This is a genomic window from Vibrio sp. 10N.222.52.C3, from assembly GCF_041474195.1.
Classification (GTDB): Bacteria; Pseudomonadota; Gammaproteobacteria; order Enterobacterales; family Vibrionaceae; genus Vibrio; species Vibrio crassostreae_C.
In genome coordinates this window covers 1-17,972 of sequence record NZ_JBFRTQ010000030.1, presented here as the reverse complement: position 1 = coordinate 17,972, position 17,972 = coordinate 1, and the positions used below count along the sequence as shown (strand labels likewise).

General features: G+C 45.2%; 12 protein-coding genes and 1 pseudogene. 5 read left to right on the top strand and 8 right to left on the bottom strand.

Annotated features, from left to right (window positions below):
- Positions 1 to 61: 61 nt before the first annotated feature.
- From AB4517_RS05215 to AB4517_RS05180, 8 genes are all read right to left on the bottom strand, one after another.
- Positions 62 to 1,444, bottom strand: coding sequence for a BatD family protein (locus AB4517_RS05215; RefSeq protein WP_372148003.1), 1,383 nt, complete (start codon positions 1,442 to 1,444; stop codon positions 62 to 64).
- Positions 1,441 to 3,147, bottom strand: a complete 1,707-nt coding sequence (locus AB4517_RS05210; RefSeq protein WP_372148002.1) for a VWA domain-containing protein — start codon at positions 3,145 to 3,147, stop codon at positions 1,441 to 1,443. Before AB4517_RS05210 ends, AB4517_RS05215 begins: the two co-directional genes overlap by 4 nt.
- The gene (locus tag AB4517_RS05205; protein WP_372148001.1) at positions 3,140 to 4,219 is read right to left on the bottom strand and encodes a VWA domain-containing protein; all 1,080 of its coding nucleotides are present in this window, start codon (positions 4,217 to 4,219) and stop codon (positions 3,140 to 3,142) included. The genes AB4517_RS05210 and AB4517_RS05205 overlap by 8 nt, the downstream gene beginning before the upstream one ends.
- Complete coding sequence (locus AB4517_RS05200) at positions 4,212 to 4,754, bottom strand: DUF4381 domain-containing protein (protein ID WP_017066901.1); 543 nt, start codon at positions 4,752 to 4,754, stop codon at positions 4,212 to 4,214. The genes AB4517_RS05205 and AB4517_RS05200 overlap by 8 nt, the downstream gene beginning before the upstream one ends.
- On the bottom strand, positions 4,755 to 5,717 hold the full coding sequence (locus tag AB4517_RS05195) for a DUF58 domain-containing protein (protein WP_372148000.1): 963 nt from the start codon (positions 5,715 to 5,717) through the stop codon (positions 4,755 to 4,757).
- 12 nt (positions 5,718 to 5,729) lie between these two features.
- Complete coding sequence (locus tag AB4517_RS05190) at positions 5,730 to 6,713, bottom strand: MoxR family ATPase (RefSeq protein WP_017060007.1); 984 nt, start codon at positions 6,711 to 6,713, stop codon at positions 5,730 to 5,732.
- A gap of 130 nt (positions 6,714 to 6,843) precedes the next feature.
- Positions 6,844 to 9,252 (bottom strand): tetratricopeptide repeat protein, encoded by a 2,409-nt coding sequence (locus tag AB4517_RS05185; protein ID WP_372147999.1) that lies wholly within the window; start codon positions 9,250 to 9,252, stop codon positions 6,844 to 6,846.
- A 192-nt stretch (positions 9,253 to 9,444) separates the two neighbouring features.
- On the bottom strand, positions 9,445 to 10,992 hold the full coding sequence (locus AB4517_RS05180; RefSeq protein ID WP_372147998.1) for an arylsulfatase: 1,548 nt from the start codon (positions 10,990 to 10,992) through the stop codon (positions 9,445 to 9,447).
- A 346-nt stretch (positions 10,993 to 11,338) separates the two neighbouring features.
- On the opposite strand from AB4517_RS05180, the gene AB4517_RS05175 reads away from it, so the two are divergent.
- The 5 genes and pseudogenes from AB4517_RS05175 to AB4517_RS05155 all read left to right on the top strand — a co-directional run bounded on the left by AB4517_RS05175 (position 11,339) and on the right by AB4517_RS05155 (position 17,937).
- Positions 11,339 to 12,901 carry an arylsulfatase gene (locus AB4517_RS05175; protein WP_372147997.1) on the top strand — a complete coding sequence of 521 codons (1,563 nt, stop codon included), beginning with the start codon at positions 11,339 to 11,341 and terminating at the stop codon, positions 12,899 to 12,901.
- Positions 12,902 to 13,251: 350 nt separating this feature from the next.
- Positions 13,252 to 14,346, top strand: a complete 1,095-nt coding sequence (locus AB4517_RS05170) for a cytochrome-c peroxidase (RefSeq protein ID WP_372147996.1) — start codon at positions 13,252 to 13,254, stop codon at positions 14,344 to 14,346.
- On the top strand, positions 14,339 to 16,726 hold the full coding sequence (locus tag AB4517_RS05165; protein WP_372147995.1) for an ATP-binding protein: 2,388 nt from the start codon (positions 14,339 to 14,341) through the stop codon (positions 16,724 to 16,726). Before AB4517_RS05170 ends, AB4517_RS05165 begins: the two co-directional genes overlap by 8 nt.
- 13 nt (positions 16,727 to 16,739) lie before the next feature.
- Positions 16,740 to 17,165, top strand: a pseudogene (locus AB4517_RS05160) (hypothetical protein).
- Between the two features lie 106 nt (positions 17,166 to 17,271).
- Entirely contained in the window at positions 17,272 to 17,937 is a 666-nt protein-coding gene (locus tag AB4517_RS05155; protein WP_372147994.1) for a DUF2057 family protein, read from the top strand.
- The last annotated feature ends 35 nt before the right edge of the window (positions 17,938 to 17,972 follow it).

The window sequence follows — 17,972 nt, the reverse complement described above, 5'->3', positions numbered from 1 at the left end:
AAACAGGTTCTCCATAGTAGAGAACCTGTCGATTATGTTCGATGCGAATGACTAAAGTTTGCTACTTAGTTCTATCTTTTAAGTCTGGCAAGGCTTTAGGGATTTTCAAGCGAGCAGCAATTGAACGAGAATTGCTTGAGTTTGATGTGTCACTGGGCAAGTTACGTAACCCTTTCCATAAACGAGTGAATACGTTTTTATCTTCACATCCTTGTTGAAGGGCTTCGCTATCTTCTAGCCAACGCTTTTGTCCATTTGATTTACCATGTTGCGCTTTATCCAGTTGCACTTTATTCAGTTCTAACTGAGAGGTTTGGTTTCGCAATTGACGGTAGATAAAGGTTCTTAATGCAGCCCAATTACCTTGCTTAACTAAACGACGTAGTACCAGCCAACTCGGTGTTGGGCGGTTTGCGTAGTAACGCTTAACGGAAATAATCAACGCAATGCAGACTAATAACGCCAAACCAACAGTAATAAACACCGACATGTAGGCTTTGATGAAAGATTGGACTGTGTGTTTGGCTTCAAACACTTCGCCTTTTATCACCACGTTTTCAAGGCGTTGATTTTTGCTGTCCCACCACTGAAATGAAAACTCTGGCAGCGTAAACTCACCACCCTGCTGAATCACATATACAGTCTGTTCAACTCGGCTTGAGCGATAATCACCACGTTCTTGAGTGTCATCCAAACGGTTGGGCTGTGGGTAAGCTTGGAACTGCTTAGTGGACTTATTGGTTAGCACATCTGGCAGCAACACAGAAAAGCTGTCTTTTGCCTTAATCGTGATAGTTCGAGTAATAGCATCGCCAACTTTTAGCTCTTCACTTGAGCGTTGCCATTGCTGCTCTATATCTACTTTTGTCGCAGAAAACCAAGGCGTTTCATTATCGAGTAAACCTGAAGGCAACGAAGCTTCAAACTTAATCGGCTGCGTGTAAAGCGTACCGCCCACGTTTGAACCATCAGGAGCAGAAACTTGGATACGAACCGGTACGGTTGGAATAACAAACTCACCGGAAGTCATCGGATAAAGCGTCAATTCCCAACGCTGACGTGACCATGTAGTACCACCGACTCTTTCTGTGTAGTTCGTCGCGAGTTGGTTACGCTGCTTAGCGATAACGTTAGGGATTTCGATACTGCCGATTCGAGTGCCGCCCGTTAACCAGCGCGGTGTCGCCACCTCAATGTTCAGAATGACCTGCTCATTTACGCTGACTTTGCCCGGCGTTATTTTGTCGCCTGACTTGGGTTTCTCGCCAATCCAAGCGATAAGCTCAACGTCACCACTTTTTTGGAGGTCGAAGATATCGGCAGCAGAAGCAACAGCAGGAAAAAACCAACTCAACATAAGAGTCATCGACAACAACCATGTGCGGGCTGTGAATCGCGCTCGCTTTGATTGAATCGCTTCAAGAGCTAAATCATATCGACTCATTGCGTTTGCTCCTGTTTTGACGCTTGTTCGATGGAAGGCGCAGGATCTCTTAACTGAATTTGGAATTTGGATTTCAAGAAGAACTTAGGATCGGCTTCTACTCGCTTTAACCACTTGTCGGCAAGCTCTTGGCTGCCCAAAATCTCATTCGCGTTAAGTGTTTCCTTAAGCATCAATTCCGCTACCGTTTCTTCTTCAGCGCCATCACCCGTTCGCGGCTGATCGTCTTCGAGTTCTAAAGATTCTTCAGGGCCATCTGTGGTTCCAGACTGGCTTTCACTGGTTCGGTTTACCTCTTCGACAATTCCACTAAGCACAGCAAGATTGTTCTCCACATCCGTTCTTAGTTCTGGTGACAGGTCCTCTTTCTCACTTAATGATTTCAAGAGGTCTCGTGCGGCAAGGTATTCACGCTGCCTAGCTAACGCACTCGCTGCATTGTACAAACCAAGGTCAGTTTTGGTTTGCAAAAACGCACTGTGAGCGAGCTTAAAATCACGAGCATAGTAATAAGCCGCGCCCTTTCGCATTGGGTCAGTAAAATGTTTGGCAGCTTGAAGATATTCTTTCTGATTCAACAGGCGTTGACCTTGCTGATCGGGCGTTAACCATAAGTCCCACCACCATTGAGCTGTTTTGTCCCAAGTAGTAACCGACTCCACCACAACTGGTTTCTCAGCGGTTAAGTTGACTGTTTTCGCCAAAGTGTCTGGTGAATACATGCTGCTTGTGATCATCAAACCAACGACACACCACTGCACCAACCACCCTTTTCTGAACCATAGCAACATAATGAAAGCCATTGGAATAAGCAGTCCATAGCCCATGTCTTTCCAAGGCATTGAAGATTCGCCGTTGAGCTGCATGTTTCTTTCAACCGCTCTGTTCAGTTGTTGGATATCCGAATCATCAACGGTCACTTCAATCACTCGTCCACCCGTCTTACTCGCTAAGTTACGCAGTGAATCTAGGTCGACAGGGTTATCGCTCACCACATTACTGTTTCCTGCGGCGAGAATGAGCAACTGATACGGATTGTCGTTAAAGAAACTCTCGTACGCCCTAATGGTGCTTGGGTTTACACCATCTGATGCCAACAGTACAGAAGAGCCTAACTCACCAGACAGTTGCTGATTAATCAGTGGCAGTGCTTCCTCTGCTGACTTACCTGATACCGGCATGATATCGGGTGTGATAGCCGCTAGAAACGGTTCAAACACCTTGCTGTCTTGCGTGACGGGCATCGCCACGTGTGCGCTGCCTGCATAAACCACTAAGCCCGTATTACCGCCTTTGCGAGCTGCCAATAAGTCTCTAATTTTCTGCTTAGATCGTTCCAAGCGACTTGGAGGCAAATCTTTAGCAAGCATAGATTCACTATTATCAAGCACAACCAACATCGACGCTTTGTCTTCACCAAAAGGCGAAGCCTCACGCTGCCATGTTGGGCCAGAACAGATAATGATGGCGATAGTCACAATCACCACCAATAGCTTCAACGGCAGTTGCTTGCGCCAGCCTGTTTCGCCAATCGTCAATGCATCACGTAAATGTGTAGGTAAAATGTCTTTCCACGTTGGTTTGGTCTCTTCTCTCCAACGAACCCATAACAGGAAGAACATCGGAATAAAGGCCAACAACCACAAAGGTCGGATAAAATGAAACTGGGTAAAAAACTGTTGTATCGTGAGAGAATCAGGCATCACTCTCTCCTTTCAAATTCTTAACAGAAGAAGCGAGCAGCGATCTTCGGCGTATCGTTGCTAAGCTGAATGCGGTCAAATACATCACTACAACAATCGCCATCAAATAGTGGTGCAGCCCCTGTTTAGGGCGATAAGTGGTACTTTCATATAACTGAGGTTCAAGCTCACCAATCTGAGCATAGGCTTTGGTCAGTTCGTCGCGGTTAAGTGCTTCAAAGGCTTCGCCACCTGACTCTTGAGCGACACGCTTGATGGTTTCCATATCCAGAGCAACCTCTCCAACGGTTTGCGGATCGCCCATCGCAATAACGTGAATTCGAACGCCTTTAGCCTTGGCGACTTTTGCGGCATCGATAGGCTCAACAAAACTTCCTGTATCATTACCGTCTGTTAATACGATCACGACTTTCTCTTTTTCGTTGGTGTCGACGTTTGAATCTTGAACGGCAGCACTTTGCTTTTCACTTTGTTCAAACACCTTGATCGCCAAGCCAATTGCATCGCCCAAGTGCGTACTTTGCCCTGCCATCGCGACATCGGTTTGATTAAGCAGTTCAAGCCATACATCTTGGTCCGCGGTAAATGGCGTTTGTACAAACGCTGCATCACCAAACAAGATCAAACCGAGTCGGTCACCTTTTCTGGTTTTCGCAAAATCAACCAGCACCTCTTTGGTCGCATCTAAACGAGAGATTTTATCGCCTTGTTTAGAAGTGAAATCTTGCTCCGCCATTGAGCCAGACAAATCGACCACCACCATCACATCACGACCCAATTGTTCGCGAACCTGTGGCTCACCAAGAATGGTTGGTTTCGCTAACGCACACACGACCAATACCCAAGTAATAATGAGCGTGGTTCGTTGCCACCAGCTTGGAGTTAACTGGCTTGCACCTTCTGACGGTGCTTCCCCAATCGCTTCTACCAATTCTCGAAAAAATGGCACCTTAATCGCCATTTGCTTAGTTCGATAAGCTGGCACCGCAAAGTAGACCAACAACGGTAAAGGCAGCGCAATAAACCACAGCGGATGCGCAAATTCAAAACTGGCAGATAAAACATCAAACATTGTCTTGCCCCTCAACCGTTACCTGTACATTCGGCTTGTGAAGTTTTAGCCACATCATCGCGGTTTGAATTACCTCTAAACGCTGTTCAAAGCTCAAACGCACATTAGGGTCAATTAGGCTTTGCATCCATAATTCCGAAACTTCATCGGCAAAGAACGCATTGCTGTTTTCACTCGTGTTGGCGCTAACAGGCAGATAAGCGTTCAAACGGTTCACATAAGCTTGGCCAAACAACTTGGCATTACTGCTGTCTAGGTAACGAAGCACCACTTTGAGGACTTTAAAGGTTCGTTCGGTTGAGTTCTTGTCTCTTGCATCCAGTACCATGAGTTCTTGAAGCGCTTCTTTGCGATAACGGTTATTCCACCACCTTAACGCCAAGCGATAAGCCAGATAGATAGCGACCAATAACAGAATAACGCCAAGGATCTTCCAGCCGATCGTTTGAGGAGCCCAGCTCACACTGTCAGGAATGGCGACATCATGTAGGTCGCGAAGGATATAAGTACTTGGAGGCGTATGTTCAACAGCCATTTAGCGCCCTCCCACTAGTTTCTGCAGCTGTGATATGTGATTGCCCGACGTGTCTAATTCTATATAAGGGAGGTTTTTCATCGCCATCAATTTAGCAAGGGACAGTTTCTGAAGTGCCGCTTTTTGGGCAAGGCTTTTACTTGCGAGGTTAACCTTAGATTGGCTATCCAGATTAAGTTGAAAGCGACCATCACCCACCACCCAGTTTGCGCTTGCCAGATCTTGAGGCAATGATTGTTCTAATGGATCGGTGACCATAATGGCTAAGATGTCGTTGTGTTGTTGCAGTTGCTTTAGTCGGTCAAGATGTTGCTCTTGGCAATCTCGCCAGTCACTAATGAATATCAAGGTTGATTGCTTGAGTCTCATTCGTTTGATCAGTTCAATCCACTGGCTAAAACCAACATTATCGCCATCACTTACATTGACGCCTAAGCTTTGATTGGCTTTGGTAAGATGTTTTAGCTGAGCCAACAAATCAGATTGAGAACGTTGAGCTTTGGTATGAAACAGTTTTTGGTGCGAGGCCAAAACGAAGCCGACACGATCACCATCTTTCAGCACTCGCCATCCACACAATGCCGCCACTTCGGCAGCCACAACAGATTTCATGGTGTTTTGAGACGCAAAGAACATCGAACTGCGCTGATCGACACAGATCATCACATTACGGTCTTTCTCTTCGGTATAGCTACGAACATGAGGCTTACCCGTTCGCATCGTAACTTTCCAATCGAGATTACGGATATCATCACCCAATTGGTAATGACGTAATTCTTCGAAGTTCAAACCACGACCACGGAACAAAGAGTTATGTCTGCCCGAAAGTACGCTGCCCGCTTTTAAATGAGGTAACAGTGAAAACGACTCAGCTTGAGCCTGAATTCGCACTAACCTTGAATAATCACAATACAGTCGTGGATCAAGGCCTTGCGATTTGGGAGCTTGTGTTGGCTTCGCCATGACGCCCCCTAGTTATCCAATCTCAACATTATCGAGCAGTTCTTCAACCACTCTTTGATGGTCAACACCATCGGCCAATGCGTCGTAAGACAACGAGAATCGGTGACCTAATACGGTTGGTAACATGGCACGCACATCGTCCAACGTGACATGGTCACGTCCTTGCAACCATGCATAAGCGCGAGCACATTTATCCAACGCGATGGAAGCACGCGGACTTGAACCAATCTCAATCCATTTAGACAAGTTTGATTCTGGGTAACGCTCTGGCTTACGAGTTGCCATCACCAAGGCCACAATGTAGTTCTCAACTAAATCAGAAACGGCAATGTCTGGAAGTTGGCGCCGAGCTTCAAGTACCAACTCAGGTTCAATATGTTGTGGCGTGACTAATTCTGAACTGGTCTCGCTACCGAGTTCCTCACTGCGCACAAGTCGAATGATGTCGCGTTCAGCTTCATCTTCTGGATAGTCGACTGTCACTTTCATAATGAAACGGTCCATTTGTGCTTCAGGCAGTGGATACGTACCTTCTTGCTCAACTGGGTTTTGTGTGGCTAGCACCATGAACAAATCTGGCAGGATGTGAGTTTGACCACCCACCGTAATCGTCCCTTCCGCCATCGCTTCAAGCAGAGCAGCCTGTACTTTTGCAGGCGCACGGTTCACTTCATCGGCTAATACAATGCTGTTGAAAATAGGACCCGGTTGGAAATGCAACTGAGGCTTTCCATCAAGCTCTTGATACACCTCCGTGCCCGTCACATCAGATGGCAGCAGGTCTGGCGTAAATTGAATTCGACCAAAACTGGTGTTCAGTAGATTCGCCAGCGATTTTACTGAGCGAGTTTTCGCTGTACCGGGAAGTCCCTCTAAAAGCACATGGCCATTAGTCAATAACCCTATCACCAGAGCCCGAACGACGTGGCTCTGACCGATAACACTTTTCTCTGTTTGTTCAATCAGTTGGTTTATTGCTTGTTGCGCATGGTTCATAGGTCTTCCCTTAATTCAATCTGGCTGCGTACATCCTACTCACAAGCTCCATAACTATTAGTTATAAACGCGATAATTGGTTACAAGCGGAATAAGCAGCAAGCTCGATAGCCAAGCTCACCTCATCGCTTTATTTAAACCTAGCTTTCAATTGGTTAATGGCTTCCGGCGGTGCCACTTTGCTCAATGATGAAATACATTGCTCAAACGCCTTTGGTACGCCCGGTATATGACTGTTTCGCGCCAACACTTCACACTGGGCATACAGGTGCTGTGGGTTGCGGCTAAATTGGTAAGCCTTATGCAGTGATTGACTTGCCGCAAGCACATCCGATTTTTCCAAAGCCAATCCGTACACATACCAATATTGAGGATCGGTTTGCGCAGTTTCAGCGGCTTGTTTAAGGTAGTCCGTTGCTTGTTCGTAATCTTTCACACGAAGCAGAGACAATCCTGTGCTGTATGGCAAAACACTCGATTTAGGCTGAGCTTCAATACCTTGCTTCAAGGTCGACAACGCTTTTGCCTCGTTACCTTGCGCTCGATACAAATCCGCTAAATTGGCGTAGCTGTTTTCGAAATAAGGCTCAATCTCGATAGCGCCTAGATAAAACTCAATCGCTTTGTCGTGCTGGCCTAAATCTCGGTAAACGTTGCCTAGGTTAGTACGTCCAAATCCTCTGTCGGCATTAAATTGCTGTATTTCAATGTACTCTTCTAATGCAGGCTTGATTTGGTCTTTCTGCAGAGGGTTCATTTCTCCCCAATAACGCACTAATGCGCCTGCGGTTTCTGAACGAATCGACAATACAGGGTCTTTCAGTAGCGGCTCTAGAATTTGCCAACGGTCAGTGAATGGGAAACCAGACGAGCCTTGTACCACACCCAAACGGATCATTTCATCATCATGTTTCACCGCTCTTGCCAGCGAAATAAGCGTATTCTTACCCGTATTACCGCCCAAACGTTCTAAGCTCGATGCACGAATGATATTGCTTAAGCTAGAGTCCTGAGCCGAGTATGCCAACGCATCCTCTGCACCTTTGTGCCCTATCGAGTCAGCATAAAAGGCAACGGCAAAGTGCTGCTGATTACGATACTTAGAATCTGGGAACCACTCACCGATTTGCTTATCTGCCCACTGGTCGGTTTGATCTGCATGACAGCTAGTGCACACGTTCGGCGTTTTAATGTGTTGGCTAATATCAGGACGTGGGATATGCCAACTGTGGTCACGCCTTGGGTCGACCTCCATGTAAGTCGTCTCTGGCATGTGACAAGTCGTGCATTGTGAAGCTTCAGTATTCGCTTCGTGGAATGTGTGCTTTTCAGGCGTGTATTCTGATGCAATATGACATTGGCTACACACGGCTTCTTCCGCAATTTTTAGTTCAGCGGTATGAGGATCGTGACAGTTAGTACATGTGACGCCTTTTTCAGCCATCACGGATTGAAGGAAAGATCCGTAAACGTAATCTTCATCGTAGATTTGACCATCGTTGTGGTAAAGCTCTGGGGTAATCAAGCTCAAGCGATACTTATCAAAGAAAGACCCGTTAACGTGATCACCCGTTTCATTTAACTGAGTACGACGGCTGTGGCATTGAGCACAGGTTTGAACTTGATTGGTATGGATGATGTCTTTTGGTTGCAGGGTTGAATTACCCTCTTGATAGATCCACTCTTTGACCGACTTCGACAAGTCGCGGTCAAAACCATAATGCGCCGAGACTGGAGCATCCTTTCCACCGTTAGCTTTTGCTAGCTGAGCCTTTTCAACGTGCTCACTCGCAGGGCCATGACACGCTTCACAACCGACATTAATCTCAGACCAAGTAGTGTTGTAGGTATTACTCGCGCTGTCGTAGTTTTTCTCTAGGTTCGTTGAATGGCAATCAGCACACATGAAGTTCCAGTTTTGACCGCTATTGGTCCAGTAGAATTCATCGGTGTTGGTGGTATCAGGATAGAGGTGAAACCAACGTTGACCGCCTTCGCCCTCAGTGCGAGAATCCCAAGCGAAAGGAATCAACTGTACACGGCCGTCTTCAAATTCAACCATGTATTGTTGTAGTGGTTCAAAGGCAAAGGTATAGCTGATTTTGTAATCTTTAAAGTGGCCGTCTTGCCCTTCAATATTGACCCAGAACTCTTCGCCCTTGCGGAAAAATCGGTTGGGTTTACCGTCATGAGTGAATGTTTGATCGTTGAAATCGCCTAATACAGATTCGTCTGTAGCGTGCTTCATCGCCATATCATGATGAGAGCCCTCCCACGCTGCGACTTCTTCACTATGACAATCAACACATGCTTCCGAACCGACATAGCTGGCTTTAGAACCGATAGGTAAAGCGTCAGAGCTAACGGGTGACGCTACAGAGTTGGCCTTTGAAATATCAGAGTTGATATTAGGATCTTGCTCGTTGGCATAGGCGTTCAGACTGAACAGCGACAACATCAGTGAAGACAAGATTGCGGATAATACTGCGACTCGCTGGTGTTTCAATCCGTTTACCAGTGAGCACAACCATGCAGACATAACATTCCTTGTTTTTATACATCCTTATGCTTAATAAGGTAGACGTAAAAACAACGAATTTACAATTATTTAGTGGCAATGAGCTCGATTGTTGTGATTCGTATTCACGACCGGGATTTACTCATCGATATGCGCATAAAAAAAGAGCTCCTAAGAGCTCTTCAATCTGTTCAGTTTCACTCAAACAATCACTTACTTGTTATGAGATTCCTGCAGTTTTTCCATTACCTGATCCAAGCTAAAGCTCGCAGCTTTTTGACGTGGCGGATATTCAGCAAAGGTTTCTAGGAACTTGCCCACATACGCTTGTGCTGGAACGAACATATAAGCATGGTCTAACAACCAGTCGTAATATGTGTTCGATGTAATGTCTGCGTTTTCGTATGGGTCCATACGCAGGTTAAACAGCTTAGGAAGACGTAACGTCACGAACGGTTCAGCCCAAATTTGCATGGTACCCGTTGCACGCTGCTCCATGAACACCGCTTTCCATTGGTTGTAACGAAGCGCCGCTAAATCACCATCATCGGTAAAGTAGAAGATCTCCGAACGACGGCCTTTCTCTTCTTCACCCGTTAGGTAAGGAAGGAAGTTGTAACCATCTAAGTGAACCTTAAACGTTTTATCACCGGCAGTATGACCTTTGAGTAGTTTCTCTTTGATTTGGTCATCACCAGCGGCGGCAACGAAGGTTGGCATCCAGTCCATATGGTGCATGATTTCGTTAGATACGGTTCCTGGTTCAATCTTACCAGGCCAACGAACCATTGCTGGTACACGGTATGCGCCTTCCCAGTTGGTGTTTTTCTCACCACGGAACGGGGTTGTACCCGCATCAGGCCAAGAGTTCATGTGAGGGCCGTTATCCGTTGAGTAGAAAACAATCGTGTTGTCTTTGATACCCAACTCATCCACTTGCTTCAATAGTTGCCCAACGTGTCGATCGTGCTCAACCATACCATCAGCGTAGTTACCGACACCGGTTAAGCCTTTACTGTCGGCTTTCACGTGCGTTCTAAAGTGCATACGTGTCGCGTTCCACCACACGAAGAATGGTTTGTCCGCTTTCACTGCGCGATCCATAAAATCAAGTGCCGCGTCTAGTGTTTCTTCATCAACCGTTTCCATACGCTTACGCGTCAGTGGACCGGTATCTTCAATCTTGCCATCAGCGAATGACTTAATGACACCACGAGGGCCAAATTTCTTACGAAACTCAGGATCGGTTGGGTAATCTTCATTCTCTGGTTCTTCTTCAGCATTTAGGTGGTAAAGGTTGCCAAAAAATTCGTCAAACCCGTGTGCTGTTGGAAGGAATTCATCTTTATCGCCAAGGTGGTTTTTACCAAATTGACCTGTCATGTAACCCATAGGTTTCAGCATTTCTGCGATTGTCGCGTCTTCTGCTTGTAAGCCAATGTCTGCGCCCGGCAAACCTACTTTACTCAAACCCGTTCGTAATACACTTTGTCCCGTGATAAAGGTAGAGCGACCCGCAGTACAAGATTGCTCTGCGTAATAGTCCGTAAACATCATCCCTTCTTTCGCGATGCTATCAATATTCGGGGTTTTGTAACCCATGAGACCGAAGGTGTATGCACTCACATTGGATTGACCAATATCGTCCCCCCAAATAACCAATATATTTGGCTTTTCAGCCGCAAAAGTGGCGCTGGACGCGGCCATCATCGCTGTACCCAAAATCGCTAATCGACGTTTAGCGCCATATTTCGCTGTCATAGAAACCTCTTCGTAAGTTATTTGCATCCTGCCCTACAACGTATAGTCCATTTTTTACACATGCGCGAGATACCCTAAGCTATTAATCTTTTTGTCATTTTTATTGAGATACGGATACAGAAATCATCGATAAGGTTTACGCCAACAAACATGATAAGGATCACACATACAAACTAAGGCTTTATTCTACGTACCCACTGGAGCTGATATTAATCAATAGGTTACCTAAGCATCATAACGATTGGTTATAAGCACTATAAAAGGACGTAACGGAATTTTGAGAATAACATTTGCTCATCGATGCGTTGTTCTAACGCATTAATCTTAAAAGTGAATCGGAGTCCTTATGGGTACTAAAATTAATAAACTAGCATTAGGTGTTGGCTTATTAGCAGCTTCTTCAGCGGCAACAGCAGCAGAAAAACCAAACATTCTTGCTATCTGGGGTGATGACATTGGTGTATTCAACATCAGTGCATACAACAACGGTATGATGGGTTACGAAACACCTAACATCGACCGTATTGCTAACGAAGGCGCACTATTTACTGACCACTACGGTCAACAATCGTGTACTGCTGGTCGTGCTGCATTCCTAACAGGTCAAGAACCTTTCCGTACTGGTCTATTGACTATCGGCATGCCAGGTTCGGACCACGGTATCCCTGATTGGGCTCCAACGATCGCAGACCTTCTTAAAGAACAAGGCTACATGACAGCTCAGTTCGGTAAGAACCACATGGGTGACCAAGACAAACACCTTCCAACGAACCACGGTTTTGACCAGTTCTTCGGTAACCTGTACCACCTAAACGCCGAAGAAGAGCCAGAAACATATTACTACCCTAAAGACCCAGAGTTCCGTAAGAACTACGGCCCTCGTGGTGTAATCAAGTCTACTGCTGACGGTAAGATTGAAGATACTGGCCCAATGACGCGTAAGCGTATGGAGCATGCGGATGAAGAGTTCCTAGAAGAATCTCTAGCATTCATGGAAAAAGCGGTAAAAGCTGACAAACCATTCTTCATCTGGCACAACACCACTCGTATGCACGTGTGGACTCGCCTACAAGAGAAATACCAAGGTAAGTCAGGTATCAGTATTTATGCTGATGGTATGTTAGAGCATGATGACCATGTTGGTGTGCTTCTAGACAAGCTGGATGAACTAAAAATCGCTGACAACACTATCGTAATTTACTCTACCGATAACGGTGCTGAAACGGTTTCTTGGCCTGATGGCGGCGCAACTTACTTCCACGGTGAGAAAGGTACAACTTACGAAGGTGGTATGCGTGTGCCTCAGCTAGTTCGCTGGCCTGGGACTATCAAACCTGGAACTAAAATCAACGATATCATGGGCCACCAAGACTGGATTCCTACTCTACTAGCAGCCGCTGGTGATGATAAAGTGGTTGAGAAGCTAGCATCTGACAAAGGTGCAACTTACAACGGTAAAAACTGGCGCGTACACCTAGATGGTTACAACTTCCTGCCTTACTTCCAAGGTAAAGAAGAGAAAGGCCCTCGTGACAGCATGCTTTACTTCTCTGCTAACGCTGAGCTAAACGCAGTACGTTGGAATGACTTCAAGATTTCGTTTGCTGTGATGGATGGTAACATTGTGGATGCAGTTCGTTTCCAACCAAACTGGCCTCAAGTTGTTCACCTACGTGCTGACCCATTCGAGAAAGCACCGCACGAGTCTGGTATGTACCTACGCTGGATGGCAGACAACATGTGGTTATTCGTTCCAGTAGGAAATCAGGTTCAAGAGTTTATGACGACGCTACCAGATTACCCTATGCAGAATAGCCAAGTACTGAACCCAGGTAACTTCAACCAGAATGCATACATGCTTCAAGGTAAACTTAAGCAACTAGAAGCGGCATCAGCGCAAGCTAAATAAGCCTATCTAGGCGATGCAAACTGTATAGATGTGTATTTAACTAAGATTTATAGTAAGTACATAATCGAGTACGAAAGCCGTGATAACTCACTTGAGTTACCACGGCTTTCTTCGTTTAACGCCATTCGGCTTGATTTCATTTGAAAGAGCTTCATTCAATTCTGACTAGACCTCCCTATCAATCCCCGCTAGATAACCGCCTAAGCGATTTAATTTCCTACCACTTGTCTTGCAACATCACATATGCGCAACTAGCTTTATAAATAACACCTATCATTGGAAAGTAAAATGAAGGTGATATCAGAAGGATTCTGAGTTGCCATAATTGTCAAACTAGATGGACTAATGTTATGAAAACGCCATATTTAGCAGGAATAAGCATCACTGTCATTGTCGTTTCAGTCGCTTTGCTAGTTTATGACGCGGCCTCTTCAAAAATGCACACCTCGTTCGAACACAAAAAAAATCACGCCCATGAAAGCAATCATGATGACTCTCACTCTTCAGGGCACTCCGCCCATTCCGAAGAAAAGCACGCACATAAAACCGTCGCTTCAAGCCAACCCATATCTCCGATTCCAAACTCTCCCGAGATAAATCATGAGCTGGCCAAAATTGGTTGGGTGCTATTTAAAGACCCGAACCTTTCTTCTAACCGCAGTGTGAGCTGTGAAAGTTGTCATAGCCTGCAAACCAACGGCGCAGAGGTAATTCCAGTTTCGATTGGCGTAAACGGCGCAGGGATGAGAAATTCACTCACCGTTTTTAACGCAGTCTTTAACTATCGGTTCTTCTGGGATGGTCGAGTAAACAACCTCGGCGATCAAATTGATGGCCCAGTGCACAACGTCGATGAAATGGATTCAAACTGGCAACATATTACGGATTATGTGTCTCAATCGAAAACTTACATCGACTTATTCCAAGAACAATCAACGCCCATTGACGAAGCTTCAATTAAGGCTGCTCTTATTGAATTTATGCAGGGTTTGACCACACCCAATGCCCCTTTCGACCTGTATTTACAAGGTGACAGCGCAGCACTTTCTGAAACCGCCAAACGAGGTTGGGAAACTTTTCAAGAAGAAGGCTGTATTCGTTGCCACCAAGGTACCAACATTGGTGGAGGCATGGTGATGCGATTTGGTTACTTTGGGTTATCGAAAACAGGAGCCGAGCGAAGTGAAGACCAAGGTCGTTTTATGTTTACCGCTAAACCACAAGATAAGGATTTATTTCGTGTTGCGAGCTTAAGAAACGTGGCGATCACTGCACCCTATTTTCATGACGGGCAAACAGCCACACTCGAAGAAGCGATCAAAATAATGGGTGAAAGCCAACTCGGTAAAACGTTTGAAAAACAGGCCATAAACGATATTAAAGTCTTCCTCGAATCCCTAACCGGTAACCGTCCTCAAATGTTAATGGAGTTTGAAAATGAATAAGATCAGACTCATATTTCTACTGTTTGTATCGCTTTTCATCGGCTTAATTAGCTTTATTATGCTGACCTACTCCGAGCATGAAAAGGTCACCGAATATGGAGTGCCTATTCGGCAGTTAGGCCATGAAGTATTAGAAATGCGTGATCATATCACCAATGCAGCGCTTGCGGGTATTTCCAACCCTTATCAAATGTCTGCAGATTTGGTTGCTTTAGAAAGAGAGTTGCAACTACTCAGAGAAAGTTATCAAAGCGAGAATATTCACTCTACGTTCTTTAAACACTTACCGACAGCGCAATTATTGGATCGCTTTTACGATGCTTCAATGTCGAACTTAGATACGCTAGACAACCTAGTAGGACTTAGTGTGGCTCGTCAGTTTATTTTGCAATCTTTGACTCTACAACTCACAGAGAGCAACTCAACTGATGCTGAGATAAACAACGCAAATATCGACATTCAAAGCGCGCTTCTTGCGAGTGTGTTGGTTGGGGGAATCGAAATTAACCATTCAGGTGTTAACTCCGAGCTGGCGAACCTTTATAAAACGTTTACCGAACTCAACCAACAACAAAGTCAGCTGTTATCTCAAGTACTTTCAGCACACAGCATGGAGTATATTGAACATATTGAGCATGAGTTTACCGATCTGCAAGACCAACTTAAAAGTATCATCGTTAAGCTTATTATCGTTTTGGCGTTGCTGACTTTAGCGTTCTCATTCACCATGTTTATTTTTCGAGTCTTCGAACTCAAAAGAAACAACCTCTCCTATCAAGAAGCCGCAGACAAAGCAGAAAAAGCCAGCGAAGCAAAATCTCTCTTTCTCGCTACCATGAGCCACGAGTTACGCACCCCAATGAATGGCGTATTAGGCATCGCTCAGATAATCAAGGAGGATTCACACAGCGAGAATACTCGTAAACACGCCCAAATCATCATTGACTCTGGTCAGCATCTCGTCACCATATTGAATGACATTCTTGATTTTTCTAAGGTGGAGCAAGGCAAGATGGAGTTGGAATACAGCCCGTTCTCTGTCACCGACGTCGTGACACACCTTGATAAAACATTGACACCTCTTGCAGAAGACAAAGGCCTCGCTTTTATCATTAAAGATAACATTCCTACCAATATTCAGTTGATTGGTGACTCTGCACGTACACGTCAGATCTTATTTAACTTAGCAGGCAATGCAGTCAAATTTACTGAGTCAGGAAAGGTCGAAGTAGAATTCTTGATAGCCCCTACTACTCTACCAAGCGTGAATATTTTAGTGACGGATACGGGTATTGGTATAGCAGAAGACAAGATCGACCATATATTTACCGCCTTTGAACAAGCTGAGCTTTCAACAACCCGTAAGTTTGGTGGCACAGGGTTAGGGCTTTCCATTGTTCAGCAGTTAGTCGAACTGATGGGCGGAACAATTAAGGTTTCCAGCCAGCTTGGTTTGGGCACTCAATTTAAGATCTCTTTGCCGTTAGAAATGCATGAGCTTGAAGAACAAGTCATCGACCAAACGCCAACCAAAACCAATGAGACTCTCGATGACTTCTCAGTATTGTTAGTCGAAGATAACAAGATCAACGCAATGGTGATTAGGAAGTTCTGTGAGTCGATAAACTTAACGGTTGAGAATGCCTACGACGGTTTACAGGCCTTAGATAAGTTGGCGTCAAACCAATATGACCTGATCATAATGGACAACCATATGCCCAACATGAGCGGTATTGAAGCGATTCAAAAAATCCGTGGCGAACTCAAGCTGACTACGGTTGTTTTTGCATGTACCGCCGATGTATTCAAAGAGGCCCACGATGAATTCATCGAATCAGGCGCAGACTTTGTACTCACCAAACCGTTACAGAAAAACAGCTTACAAAACGCCATCAACGAGTTTCACCAACAGTTTGAGGTCAACCGCCATCACTCCGTTAACACACACAATCTTCCAAACAAGGAAAAAAGTAACATCACGATGTTAACGCGTCACCCTAAGAACAAATTGCCACTCACAGAGGAAGAACTGTCGCGTAGCCAATTTTTAACTAACGATGAGCTTAAAACAGACGAGAAACTCAAATGCTTAACTTCTCTCGTTGATGAGCTAGAAAACGAAATCGATGAGTTGATAGAGCTATTTTCGGATGCCAAGCAAGATGATCTATCCAGAACATTAAAGGCGGTTAAAGCGATTGCATCAAGGTATGAAATGAGTGAAGTATTCGAGCTCGCAACCGAAGCTGAGAAGGTAACGGAGAAGCACATCATGCCCGAGGCTGAATTACTTCAGCAACTCATCAATCGCTTGATAGTCAACAGCCATCAAGCAACACGATTAATACACAAACTCCATCAGCAACGAAAAACGGGGTAAAAGAAGGTGTCATATGATATGGAATGTAAATTTACCTAGCACTGGCCCACATTTATTCTTAGCACTCGGTGCCACAATCATTTTTGTGGTCGACTGTCATGTTCCTTTGGGCATTGCCATGGCCGTGCCCTACATAACGATAGTCTTGCTCGCAGCCACAACGAAAGATCCACTATCAGCCGTGATGTGGGCTATTGGCTGCACCTTACTTACCTTATAGGGTTACTACTTATCTGGTAGCGGCAGCGAAACCTGGTTTGTCGCCTTCAACCGAATCATTACCATCTATGCCATTTGGGTGGCGGCAATTATTCCTATTTATATCTCTTTACCTTCTCCTCAAGCCTCACTGGACGTCGATGATGACGTGACAGAGGAAAGTTCAAGATCACGCCCTCACTCGCACAGAAACCATACAATCGACACGTTCAAAAACTAGGCTTTGGTTAAGTTTCGGTGAATTTTTCCAAATCGAGACAAGGTAGCTTGAAATACTGCTTTATGCATGCGAGTGTAGAACAACTCACCTAAATAACTGTATGACTATGAAAACATTACAATCCATTGCGCTGCTTTCGACAATTATCGCAGCGGCACAAGTGTTAGCTGACGTAACAATTGAAGTTCCTTCTAGCGCAGATGCTTTAGTCGAAGTCTTAGCTGTTAATGAGGCTAAACCTGATCTCGACGGTGGTTTCTTCTCTTCGAGCAAAACGATCACCGTTCCAGATGGCGTAAACCAAATCGTTTTCAAATATCAACTGGCTTTCAGCCAAGGTAACGACCGAGAGTTTGTCGATAGCGATACCATTATTGCTACTTTTGATGCGACAGACACAGCATTGACGTTTGACATGCCTAAGTTCCGTAACACCAACGAAGCGAAAAAAGGCCTTCAAAACTTAGATTGGAAACTGGTTGATGAAAACCAAAATGCAATCAGTGTTAAGCAAGACAAACTTATCAAAGATGGCATGCAGATTGGTCGTAAGTACCCGCAAGAAGCGAAGGAGTACAACCAGAAAGGCGGCATCGCTGCACTTACAGTAGGTTCTAGCGCGGGCGTAGCAGCTGCTGTCGCACAACCGGTAACGCTTCCAACAAAGATTGACGGAAATGCAGCAAATACAGCTGAAGAGATGCTCTATTTCTGGTACGAAAAAGCGGATGCTGAAACCAAGCAGAAATTCAAAGACTACGTGAACAAGTAGCTCAATGAGCTTAATTTAATCGAGTAGGAGGAGGC

Excerpts from the sequence above, each read along its gene's own strand:
- AB4517_RS05190 (WP_017060007.1), bottom strand. The coding sequence starts at position 6,713 with ATGAACCATGCGCAACAAGCAATAAACCAACTGATTGAACAAACAGAG.
- AB4517_RS05210 (WP_372148002.1), bottom strand. The coding sequence starts at position 3,147 with ATGCCTGATTCTCTCACGATACAACAGTTTTTTACCCAGTTTCATTTT.
- AB4517_RS05170 (WP_372147996.1), top strand. The coding sequence starts at position 13,252 with ATGAAAACGCCATATTTAGCAGGAATAAGCATCACTGTCATTGTCGTT.
- AB4517_RS05155 (WP_372147994.1), top strand. The coding sequence starts at position 17,272 with ATGAAAACATTACAATCCATTGCGCTGCTTTCGACAATTATCGCAGCG.
- AB4517_RS05185 (WP_372147999.1), bottom strand. The coding sequence starts at position 9,252 with ATGTCTGCATGGTTGTGCTCACTGGTAAACGGATTGAAACACCAGCGA.
- AB4517_RS05205 (WP_372148001.1), bottom strand. The coding sequence starts at position 4,219 with ATGTTTGATGTTTTATCTGCCAGTTTTGAATTTGCGCATCCGCTGTGG.
- AB4517_RS05175 (WP_372147997.1), top strand. The coding sequence starts at position 11,339 with ATGGGTACTAAAATTAATAAACTAGCATTAGGTGTTGGCTTATTAGCA.
- AB4517_RS05165 (WP_372147995.1), top strand. The coding sequence starts at position 14,339 with ATGAATAAGATCAGACTCATATTTCTACTGTTTGTATCGCTTTTCATC.
- AB4517_RS05195 (WP_372148000.1), bottom strand. The coding sequence starts at position 5,717 with ATGGCGAAGCCAACACAAGCTCCCAAATCGCAAGGCCTTGATCCACGA.
- AB4517_RS05200 (WP_017066901.1), bottom strand. The coding sequence starts at position 4,754 with ATGGCTGTTGAACATACGCCTCCAAGTACTTATATCCTTCGCGACCTA.
- AB4517_RS05180 (WP_372147998.1), bottom strand. The coding sequence starts at position 10,992 with ATGACAGCGAAATATGGCGCTAAACGTCGATTAGCGATTTTGGGTACA.
- AB4517_RS05215 (WP_372148003.1), bottom strand. The coding sequence starts at position 1,444 with ATGAGTCGATATGATTTAGCTCTTGAAGCGATTCAATCAAAGCGAGCG.